Annotated in this window: 2 pseudogenes; both read left to right on the forward strand. The window is 44.4% G+C overall.

Annotated features, from left to right (window positions below):
* Positions 1–453 (forward strand): annotated as a pseudogene (locus A3766_RS30370) (hypothetical protein); the annotation flags it as partial.
* Between the two features lie 173 nt (positions 454–626).
* Positions 627–1,310, forward strand: a pseudogene (locus tag A3766_RS04495) (C4-dicarboxylate ABC transporter); the annotation flags it as partial.

Here is a 1,310-nt window from a genome sequence, read left to right on the forward strand (position 1 = left end):
GCGGCACAAGCAGAACGTGGTGCGGGTTGTTTGGATAACCGGGCGTGGTTTGGCGTCCCTTTAGCGTTAAAAGCAGCGGTTTGGAGCTTGTTACCTGGTGCATTACCAGAGGGTGAAAATGCTTGGGAGCGATTGGAGCAAGCTGACCAGATTGGTGAAAATGCGCATATCCGTTTGGCGCACGTTTTCCATATTATCGCCGCTTATTCTAAAGGTGACATGGAGCGTGTAAGAACGGTTATTAAGCGACATGCTGAGCACATCACTAATCATAAAGCGAATAAGCAGTATCGTTTATTGGACGTAGCAGCAACAGAAGCGATCACCCGAATTTCAGATAAAATGTGGACAGAAAATATGGGGCACCGAACTCCAGTTGGTCAACTTGGATCTTTCTGGGATGAGAATGCCGCTGATGATATCGAAACTGTTGAACTGGATGACTTGTTTTAAAAAATGAGACTTGTATCACCTTAATATGCTTGAATCAAGGTGATTTGCCCATTTTTGAAAAAAAGAAAGTCAATCTCCAGCTAGTCTGCTACTAAGGAATGCCGGTATAATCTACCGGCATTTTTTTTTTGGCTAATAATAAACCAATTCATTTTTCGGGGAGAAGGGACTACGTGGCTTCCAATACACAAAGCGGCCGCTCAATTTCTGAGTGGCTATCGTCATTACCAGCTTGTATTTTGTTGTTACTGGTTGTTGTTTTTAGTACCAGTAGTGATATCCATAATCAGATATTACAGGTTGGGGAGCATTACTGGCCGGGCTACTATAAGCTTCGAGTTGATCCTGTCGCACCTACCTGTGATCCAAACGTTAATGTTGAAGAGCAGTTGCAAGCACGTTTGGCTCAAACCGAAGATGATGATTTAGGTTTAGATCTATTCGATGCTGCACCTGTCGATCCGGACTTAATTCGTACCTCTATCGAGAATGCACGTCAGGATTGTCAGAATAAATTTACAGCTTACGAAGAAATAAGCGATCGTATTACCCCGAGCGTTGAAGCATTCAGAGCAGTAGAGTTGTTTGTTTCTGACGCGATAGGCGTTGGCTTAGTTTCCCAAAAGTTCATCCTGATAACCTTGATCTTTTTGTGTGCAATGACGGCAACCTTGAAGCGCCACCATATTGCCATGCGCCCGGTCTTGCACCGACTTGATCACTATGTGTCGAGCTCTGCACAGGTTATTGCTAATTGTGTTTTGTTGACTTCGGTTTTTGCCTTCCGGGAGTTGGCTCACTCAGATGGTACCAACCTCCCGTCTGAAGAAGCGATGCTGCATAACTTCTGGGTATAT

The organism is Oleiphilus sp. HI0132, from assembly GCF_001635845.1.